This window comes from Sphingomonas sp. GC_Shp_6 (assembly GCF_026540835.1).
In the GTDB taxonomy this organism is placed as follows: Bacteria; Pseudomonadota; Alphaproteobacteria; order Sphingomonadales; family Sphingomonadaceae; genus Sphingomonas.
The window spans coordinates 1-8,687 of record NZ_JALNUO010000034.1 but is presented as its reverse complement, the minus strand read 5'-3'; the positions used below and the strand labels follow the sequence as shown (position 1 = coordinate 8,687).

The following is an 8,687-nucleotide window of genomic DNA, read 5'->3' as shown; positions in this document are numbered from 1 at the left end:
ACGTTATAGAACACGACAACGCCGCCCCTCGGGGCGGCGTCGTCGTTTGTGGCCCACGCCATCGGGTCCGACACCTTCGCCACCACCTCGGCCTCCGGGCCGGTCCGGCCATCGGGGTAGATCGTTACGCCCTCGATAAGCGTCGACAGAATCTCCGCCACTTCGCAACGAACAGTCCCATCGTCAAGCATCCCACTCGGCTTATGGTTGGTTTCCGGAAGTGGACAAGCGGCTGCCGAATGACAGCCATCGCGTATGGAAAGTGGTATTGTCGTTGGTGTTCCTGCCGAGGTCGCCCGCGTAAGCACTGGAACAAGAAGGGGAAAACCGCTACATATGCGATATCGCGTAGGCGCAGGAGATTGGCGCATGAAGAACCTTCCCTTTGTGCTCCTCCTCCTTGTCATCGCCACGCCCGCCGCGGCTCAGCGACCCGTCCCCCGTAATCCGAAGGTGGCGGACGCGGCACGGTTGCTGACCAGCCCCGCAGCGCAAGACCTCATCGCGGCGCAGATCGCGTCGCTCGCCGACATCATCCTCGACACCAAAGTGGGACCGCTGGCCGCGCTTAGCGACCCGCGCGACGATGTTCGGCCGGACGATACGCTGCATAGCGTCCAACGGCGCCACGACCCGGACTATGACCGCCACCTGTACGAGCGATCGCGCCATGCCGTGGCTACGGGCGGTGCGGCGGTGGGCGGCGCGATGGCGGAGGCCGCAGAGCTGCGGCAAACCGCCGATCGCCTTCGGGCGGCGCTGACGCCGCTGATCGATGCAGCGCGTACGTTGAGTTCCCAGCAAAACTCCCAGCGATGAGTCGAGCGTGCATGCCGCGGCACAGGCCGGCGGCCTGGCGCTTAAAAAACTATGTGACCGCGTCTCGTCGGTCGGTGGCGAGCGTTGCGGCCCTGCTGCTGATCGGCAACGCACCGGTTCGATCGGGCAAGGTCGCGCTGACCTTTGACGACGTGCCGGTGTTCGGCGCCTTGGCGTCGGCGGCCGACGGCGCAGTGGTCACCGATCAGCTCCTGAGCGGCTTCATCCGCCATCGGTGGCGGGTGACCGGTTTCGTCAATGAAATTCAGCTCGAAGGGCCGGACAAGCCGCAGCGCACCTTGCTGCTTGCGCGCTGGCTGAACGCCGGCATGGACCTGGGGAATCACACTTACTCGCACGCCTCGCTCGATACGACGCCTGCCGATGCGTATGTGGCGGACATCGTTCGTGACGAGACGGAAACCGGCAGGCTGCTGTCCGCTCGGGGCCGTCACGAGCAGTGGTTCCGTTATCCCTATTTGGAAACGGGGCAGACGCGCGCCAGTCACGATCGGGTGGTTGGTTGGCTTGCGGAGCACCATTACCGCGTGGCGCCGGTCACGATGGAGAACAGCGACTGGCAATTCTCGGCACCCTATGACGATGCGGTCGCACGCGGCGCCACTGCCGAGGCGATCCACATACGCGAGCAATATCTGACGTTCACGCGCGCGATCGTCGACTGGTATGTCAGCGCCGGCACGACGCTGTTCGGACGCGAACCGGCTTTCGTCTTTCTGCTCCACGCCAGCCGCCTGAACGCGGCGAGCATCGATGGACTTGCCACCATCCTGCGCCATGCGGGGCTGCAGGTGGTGCCGCTGAGCGTCGCGATGCATGATCCAGCCTACCGCACGGCAGACCATTATATCGGCCCTGATGGCAACGAGTGGCTCGAACGCTGGGCATCGACGCTGCATCGCGACTTGCCGTTCGATGCCATGCCGACGGTGCCGCCTGAAATCGTGCAGAGCGACGCGCGTCTTGAAGCTGCCGCCGACCCACATACGGCATCGTCGGCCCTCAGGCAGTCCGAGGCGAACTGATGTCACCATCTACGCTACTCATCGCGGCCGTTGCGGTCGTCTCGCCCTGGCCGGCTGGGGTCCATCTTCCGGCCGGCCGGGCCGTCGACGAGGCTTACCGGCAGGAGTTCGCCACCTGCGACCGGGAGGATCGGTTCAGCGGCCATGCGATCAGAGGGTGCCGTAGCGATCCCAACGCGGTCACCGCTCTGCGCCGGCTGCCCGGTGGGGAAATCGCCTACGCCTCGAAGCTGGCGGTGGACCTCGACGGTTCGCCTTTCGCGTGCAGCCCCAATCACGGGCGCATGGACCAGTGCCCGACCTCGCTGATGCTGCCCGATGGCAAGGGCGGCGAGGTGCCGGTCGATGCCGACACCATCCCCTATGTCGTGATCCCGTTCGCCGGACCGCGGGATGTCCGGGGCAGGTTCACCAAGCTTACCGGCGTGGATGTCGGCGATTTCGGCTATGTCCAGTATCACGGCGTGATGGTGCCGGTGATCGTCGCCGATACCGGCCCGTTCGCAAAGCTTGGGGAAGGATCGATCGCGCTCCACCGCGCGCTTGGACGCGAGCTATGTTCGGAGCGTGGACCAGACACGTCTTGCACGCGGGTCGGTGACGACATCGAAAGCATCGGCGATAATGTCGTGACGGTGCTGTTCCCCGGCAGCGCCCGGCACGATCTTACCCCCGCAAACCTGGCGATCACGATCAGCCGCGAGGTGAGGCGGCTGCGCAGTGGCATGGCGCGCGCGCCGTCATGATCCGTCGTGTCGCTTGAACTGGCCACTCCTCTCATCGGAACGAGCGACCCGAGTTGAGCCAATCATAACGATCGTTGGCTGATCGCAAGTGGCCAGCCCGCGATCAGCCGCGTGGTGCTTCGCTCACCGCAATTTCAGGAAAAGCGTGAGCGCGTTGCGTTCGGCGTCCGCGAAGCGGTCGTAAATCGCCCGTGCGACTTCGGCGATGCCGAGCTGGCGATCGCGCCCCCCTCTGGCAAAGACCGCGATGGCCAGCCGGCGACCATCCGGCATGGTGATGAATCCGACATCGTTGGTGACGCCATCAAGCGTCCCGGTCTTGTCCTCCACGAGCGTGCCGGCCGGGAGAAGCGAACGGATCCGCCGGGTGCCCGTCGCGCATCGGCTCATCAGCCCGAGCAGCAAGGCGCGGCTTTGGGGCTTGAGAAGCATCCCGGTATTCAGCTTGTAGAGCAGGGCAACCATGGCATTGGGCGTCGCCACATCCTTGCTGTCGGCAAGATGCCCATGTTCACGCAGGAGCTGCGCGATGGTCCGGTCCACCCGGATGCCCGTGATGCCGTTTGATGACAGCCACTGCTGGACGGAGACCGGGCCGCCGACGGTGGTAAGAAGCTGGTCGGCAGCGCGGTTGTCGCTGCGGACGATCATCCGCTCCAACAGGTTCGCCGCAGATTGACCGGCAACGACCTGGTCGAGGCTGCGCAGGCCACGGTCCACCTCGGCAAGGTAAGCGCCGGCGATCGCGAGCTTGACCGTACTGGCCATCGGATACGGAATGTCGCCGTTGACCGCGACGGCCGATCCGTCGCGCAGGTCGAGCGCCGCAATGCCATATTCGCCGGGATGCGCCGAAACCAATGCGCCAAGCGCACTTTGGAGCCCGATCAACTCGGGCGAGCTGGCGGTCGCCGGAGTGGCGAGGAGGAGGCTGGCGGCGAGACAGCAAGGGACGAGGCAAGAGAGCAGGGGCCGGTGCATCGATCGTCCTTGTGTGTCGGTTTCGGGCGACTGGCTACTGCTAAATCGCATTTCCGCGGATCCGTATATGCCGGCAGCTTTTCTCGCGAAATGGCTCATCGCGCGCGCCAGCTTTACGTTGATGGCAAGGCCGCCTCAATCGGAACGGCGATCGGCGCCATGATGCCGTTCGGCTTGCCCGACCGCGGCATCGGCGGCTATCACGCGACAATGAACCCGTTCCCGCCACGCCGCCATCCCGACCCGGCGTCGGAGATGTCCACCGCCCCGGACGGCGCCATGCGGATCGTCCGTTCGATCGCCGCGTGAGCACCGGCGCGCGGGCGGTGCGCGCCGCCATGGCGGTCGCCGGGTGCGGCCTGATCGCGGGATGCACGGCGTTGCGCAGCGGGATCGTCCATCATGCCGGGCCGGTCGCCGAACAGACCTGGCATCTCTATCTGATCGTCGGCGGGGTGCTGGTCTTCGTGGCGGGGCCCGTGCTGCTGCTGGTGCCCGCCTTCGCCTGGCATTACCGCCTGTCGAACACGCGCGCGGCCTACCGCCCGAACTGGGATTTCGCGTGGTGGATCGAGGGGCTGATCTGGATACCGCCGGCAGCGATCGTGATCGGGCTGGGGGTGGTGCTGTGGCACTATACGCTCCGCCTCGATCCCTATCGTCCGCTCGCTTCGGGCCAGCCGGCCCTGCGCATCCAGGCGATCGGGTTCGACTGGAAATGGCTGTTCGTCTATCCCGACCAGCGCGTGGCCGCGGTGAACCAGCTTGCGGTGCCGGTCGGGCGACCGGTCCATGTCGACCTGACGAGCGGCACCGTCATGCAGTCGCTGATGATGCCGCGGCTGGCCGGGCAGATCTATGCGATGGCGGGCATGCGGACCGAGCTGAACTTCGCGGTGACGACGCCCGGCCTGTATGCGGGTGAGAACACCCAGTTCAACGGCACGGGGTTTCAGGATCAGAAATTTACGGTGGTCGCGCTCGGCGCCGCCGATTACCGGCGCTGGCTGGCGCGCGTGCGCGCCGCCGCCCGCCCGCTGGACGCGGCGGCGCTGAACGCGCTGTTCGCGCGATCGACGCCCCGCGCGCCGATCTTCTATTCCGCGGCCTCGCCCGCGACCTTCGCCAGGGTGATGGCGCGCACGCAGGCTCCCGCGAAATGATCGAACCCGTCCTTCCCGTGCTGCTTGGCCGCTTCGCCTGGCACGATCTTCCCTTCGTTCGCGCCTGGGAGGATCCGAGCGTCAGCGAGATCATTGGCGCGGGCGCGGGCGCGCTGGTGATCGTCGGCGCGATCGGGCTCGCGGTGCTGCTCACCGTGCTCGGCCGCTGGCGCTGGCTCTGGCGCGAATGGCTGACCAGCGTCGATCACAAGAAGATCGGCATCATGTATGTGGTCATCGCCTTCGTCATGCTCAGCCGCGCGCTGATCGAGGCGGTGCTGATGCGGCTGCAACAGGCCAGCGCAGTGCAGGCGCCGGGCTTCGTCACGCCCGAACATTTCGCGCAGCTCTTCTCCACCCACGGCTCGATCATGATCTTCTTCATGGCGATGCCGTTCCTCACCGGCGTCATCAACTATGTCATGCCGCTGCAGATCGGCGCGCGCGACGTCGCCTTTCCGCTGCTCAACTCGGTCAGCCTGTGCCTGACGGGCGGGGCTGCGGGGCTGATGATGGTGTCGCTGGCGATCGGGCAGTTCTCCACCGGCGGCTGGACCGGCTATCCGCCCTATACCGGCCTGGCCTTCAGCCCCGATGTCGGCCCCGATTACTGGATCTGGGCGGTGACGCTCGGCTCGATCGGATCGACGCTCACCGGGCTCAATTTCGCGGTGACGCTCTACAAGCTGCGCTGCCCCGGCATGACGCTGATGCGGATGCCGCTGTTCTGCTGGACGTCGCTGTGCACCAGCATCCTGATGATCTTCGCGATGCCGCCGCTGACGGTCGCGACCGCGCTCCTCGCGCTCGACCGGTATCTCGGCTTTCATTTCTTCACGAACGATCTCGGCGGCAACATGATGAACTATGCCAACCTGTTCTGGCTGTTCGGCCATCCGGAGGTGTACATTCTGATCCTGCCCGCGTTCGGCGTGTATTCGGAGGTGGTGTCGACCTTTTCGACCAAGGAGCTCTACGGCTATACCTCGCTGGTGATCGCGACCATGGCGATCGCGGTGCTGTCGTTCACCGTGTGGGTCCATCACTTCTTCACCATGGGGCAGGACGCCAATCTGAACGCGGCGTTCGGCATCGCGACGATGACGATCGGGGTGCCGACCGGCGTCAAGATCTACGACTGGATCTGGACGATGTTTCGCGGCGAGGTGCGCTTCACCGTGCCGATGCTCTATTCGCTGGCGTTCATGATGACGTTCGTGCTCGGCGGGTTCACCGGCATCATTCTCGCGGTGCCGCCGCTCGATTATGTGGTGCACAACACGCTGTTCCTCGTCGCGCATTTCCACAACATGCTGATCCCCGGGCTGCTGTACGGCATGCTCGCCGCCTATCATTACTGGTTTCCCAAGGCGTTCGGCTTCCGCCTCGACGAGCGCTGGGGCCGGCGGGCGTTCGGCTGCTGGGTGCTGGGCTTCTATCTCGCGTTCATGCCGCTCTATGTGCTGGGCGCGGCGGGGATGACGCGCCGCGCGCAGGCGGTGTCGGATCCCGCCTTCCGTCCGCTCCTCTATGTGGCCGGCGTGGGCGCGCTGATCCTGCTCGCCGCGCTCGTCTCGCTGTTCGTCCAGCTGCGGGTCAGCATCCGCGACCGCGCGGCGAACCGGGTCGCGGCCGGCGATCCCTGGGATGGCCGCAGCCTCGAATGGTCGATCGCCGCGCCGCCCCCCGAATATAATTTCGCGGTGCTGCCGCACGTCGCCAGCCGCGATCCGTTCCACGATGCCAAGCGCGACGGCCGCGCCTATCGCGAAGCCGCGCGCTACGAAGCGATCGAAGTGCCGCGCAACAGCGCCGCCGGCCCCGCGCTCGGGATCGGCGGCACCGTCCTGGCCTTCGGGCTCGTCTGGCATATCTGGTGGCTGGCGCTGAGCGCCGGCGCGATCGTGGTCGCCACCGTCATCCTGCGCAGCTTCGCGCGCGACACGACGCGGATCGTGCCCGCGGCCGCCGTCGCCGCGATCGACCGCGCATGGCTGGCGCAGGTCCGCGCCACGACGCCGGTGCCGCGACAGGCCGAGACGATCCCCCTGAACGGCGGTCTGGCGCTGATGGTGTCGCATGGCCGCTGACGATGTCGCGCATGCCGGGCTGAACCTCGGCATCACCGACCCCGGGGCTCACGAGAAGGCGGAGGCCGACATCTTCGGCTTCTGGGTCTTCCTGATGAGCGACGCCGTGATCTTCGCGCTGCTGTTCGCCACCTATGGCGTGATGCTGCCAGCGGCCGCGGGCGGGCCGCGCCCGGCCGATGTCTACGAGATCGGGCCGACCTTCGCCGAAACGCTGATCCTGCTGACCAGCAGCTTCACCTATGGCATGGCCTCCGTGGCGATGAAGCATCGCGCCGCCCGCCGGACGGTGCTGGCCTGGCTCGGCGTCACGTTGCTGCTCGGGCTGGGTTTCCTGGCGCTCGAGCTGAACGATTTCCGGACGATGATCGCGCATGGCGCGGTGCCGATGCGGAGCGGCTTCCTGTCCGCGTTTTTCGGGCTCGTGCCGCTTCACGGGCTTCACGTCGCCTGTGGCTGCCTCTGGCTCGTCGTGATGGCGGTGCAGGTGGGCGCCTATGGGTTCGACACGCGCGTGAAGATCAACCTCCTGCGGCTCGGCCTGTTCTGGCATTTCCTCGATATCGTCTGGATCGCGATCTTCTCGCTGGTCTATCTGCAGGGTCTGATCCGATGAGCGACGCCGACGCCGACAAGTCCCGCGAGATCCGGTCGTACGGGATCGGCTATGCCAGCGCGCTGGTGCTGACCGGGGCCGCGTTCGCGCTGGTCCACTGGCCGGCGATGCCGGCGGGCGAGACGTTCGCGGCGATCCTGGGGCTCGCGCTGGTCCAGACGATCGTCCATTTCCGGTTCTTCCTGCACGTCTCGCTCAAGCGATCCGGCCGAGACGACCTGCAATTGGTGCTCTTTTCGGCGCTGATCGTGGCGCTGATGGTCTCGGGAACGCTCGTGGTCCTCGGCAATCTTCGCCACCGCATGATGTGACCGGCCGCGCCCGGCGCGGCGGTCACCCCTTGGGTGTGACGACGAGGATGTGGAAACTGCCGGGGAGCGGCGCGGGGCGGGCGCCGGCGGCTTGCGATGGCGCGAACCGCGCGGTCGGCAGATAGACGATCCCCGTCGCCGGATCGAGCGCGCCGGTCCGCGCGCCGACTTCGGTCGTGACGCGGCCGGCATGCGCGATCCCGCCCGGCCGATCCAGCGCCAGGATGTCGAGCACGCCGTCCTTGCCGCACGGCACGAACGCCAGTCGGCGGGCGGCGTCGAGGATGACCGCATCAGCACCCTTGCCGATCGGAATGAGCGTCACCAGCCGCCGCGCCTTGGCGTCGACGATGGCGGCCTGGCCGTTGGAGCAGGCGCTGACGAGCATGGCGCGCCGGGCGTCATAGGCGAGCCCGGTCGGCCCCTCGCAGCCCGGCATTGCGATCGGCGCGCTGGTCTTGCCCTGCGCGACATCCACGACTTCGATCTCGTTCAGGTCCTCGTTGTTGATGAACAGCGTGCCATCGGCGAGCGCGGCATATTCGAGCGCGGGCTTCACCGCGATGGTGCGGGTGACGCGCATTGCGTTGGTATCGATCACCGACACCGTGCCGCCGACGCCGTTCATCACATAGGCACGCGCGTGCGGCTCGTCGTCGATCGCCGCATCGGGCTTCTTGCCGACGGGCAGGCTGGCGATCTGCCGGCCGCTCGTTGTGTCGAAAAAGCGCACCGTCGCGTCGTTGCCGCTGGTGACGAGCAGGCGATGGTCCGGCAGCGGCACGACGGCGTGGCCGCGGGCGAGCGTGCCCCAGGACGTCGCGTCGCCCTTGGCGAGATCGACCATCGTCACGGAGTCCGGACGCGCCACATACAGCCGGTGGGCTTTGGAATCGACGCGCGCATAGTCCCAGC

11 protein-coding genes are annotated in these 8,687 nt (G+C 66.7%); 8 read left to right on the top strand and 3 right to left on the bottom strand.

Going from position 1 to position 8,687, the window contains the following annotated elements; all coding sequences use genetic code 11:
* A partial coding sequence (locus OXQ95_RS18440) for a hypothetical protein (RefSeq protein WP_267383078.1) occupies positions 1–191 on the bottom strand: 191 nt, incomplete at its 3' end.
* Positions 192–369: 178 nt separating this feature from the next.
* Between OXQ95_RS18440 and OXQ95_RS18435 the strand changes: the two genes are divergently transcribed.
* Genes OXQ95_RS18435 through OXQ95_RS18425 form a run of 3 tightly spaced genes read left to right on the top strand, consistent with a single transcriptional unit; the run spans position 370 to position 2,611 of the window.
* A complete protein-coding gene (locus tag OXQ95_RS18435; RefSeq protein WP_267383075.1) occupies positions 370–819 on the top strand; it encodes a hypothetical protein in 450 nt (149 codons plus the stop codon).
* Between the two features lie 11 nt (positions 820–830).
* The gene (locus tag OXQ95_RS18430) at positions 831–1,865 is read left to right on the top strand and encodes a polysaccharide deacetylase family protein (protein WP_242098473.1); all 1,035 of its coding nucleotides are present in this window, start codon (positions 831–833) and stop codon (positions 1,863–1,865) included.
* Positions 1,865–2,611, top strand: a complete 747-nt coding sequence (locus tag OXQ95_RS18425; protein ID WP_267383072.1) for a glycoside hydrolase family 75 protein — start codon at positions 1,865–1,867, stop codon at positions 2,609–2,611. Before OXQ95_RS18430 ends, OXQ95_RS18425 begins: the two co-directional genes overlap by 1 nt.
* A gap of 123 nt (positions 2,612–2,734) precedes the next feature.
* Here OXQ95_RS18425 and OXQ95_RS18420 read toward each other — a convergent pair whose 3' ends face one another.
* Positions 2,735–3,592, bottom strand: coding sequence for a serine hydrolase (locus OXQ95_RS18420; RefSeq protein ID WP_267383069.1), 858 nt, complete (start codon positions 3,590–3,592; stop codon positions 2,735–2,737).
* A 9-nt stretch (positions 3,593–3,601) separates the two neighbouring features.
* Here OXQ95_RS18420 and OXQ95_RS18415 point away from each other — a divergent pair, with 9 nt between their 5' ends.
* The 5 genes from OXQ95_RS18415 to OXQ95_RS18395 are packed head-to-tail and all read left to right on the top strand — an operon-like array spanning position 3,602 to position 7,772.
* Entirely contained in the window at positions 3,602–3,901 is a 300-nt protein-coding gene (locus OXQ95_RS18415; protein ID WP_267383066.1) for a hypothetical protein, read from the top strand.
* On the top strand, positions 3,898–4,755 hold the full coding sequence (locus tag OXQ95_RS18410; RefSeq protein ID WP_267383064.1) for a cytochrome ubiquinol oxidase subunit II: 858 nt from the start codon (positions 3,898–3,900) through the stop codon (positions 4,753–4,755). Before OXQ95_RS18415 ends, OXQ95_RS18410 begins: the two co-directional genes overlap by 4 nt.
* Positions 4,752–6,845, top strand: a complete 2,094-nt coding sequence (locus OXQ95_RS18405; RefSeq protein ID WP_267383061.1) for a cbb3-type cytochrome c oxidase subunit I — start codon at positions 4,752–4,754, stop codon at positions 6,843–6,845. The genes OXQ95_RS18410 and OXQ95_RS18405 overlap by 4 nt, the downstream gene beginning before the upstream one ends.
* The gene (locus tag OXQ95_RS18400) at positions 6,835–7,461 is read left to right on the top strand and encodes a cytochrome c oxidase subunit 3 (RefSeq protein WP_267383059.1); all 627 of its coding nucleotides are present in this window, start codon (positions 6,835–6,837) and stop codon (positions 7,459–7,461) included. The genes OXQ95_RS18405 and OXQ95_RS18400 overlap by 11 nt, the downstream gene beginning before the upstream one ends.
* Positions 7,458–7,772: a cytochrome C oxidase subunit IV family protein gene (locus tag OXQ95_RS18395; RefSeq protein WP_242098466.1), complete on the top strand. Its 315-nt coding sequence runs from the start codon at positions 7,458–7,460 to the stop codon at positions 7,770–7,772. Before OXQ95_RS18400 ends, OXQ95_RS18395 begins: the two co-directional genes overlap by 4 nt.
* Before the next feature lie 22 nt (positions 7,773–7,794).
* On the opposite strand, the gene OXQ95_RS18390 is transcribed toward OXQ95_RS18395, so the two are convergent.
* Positions 7,795–8,687: YncE family protein (locus tag OXQ95_RS18390; RefSeq protein ID WP_267383055.1), on the bottom strand; the 893-nt coding region annotated here is incomplete at its 5' end.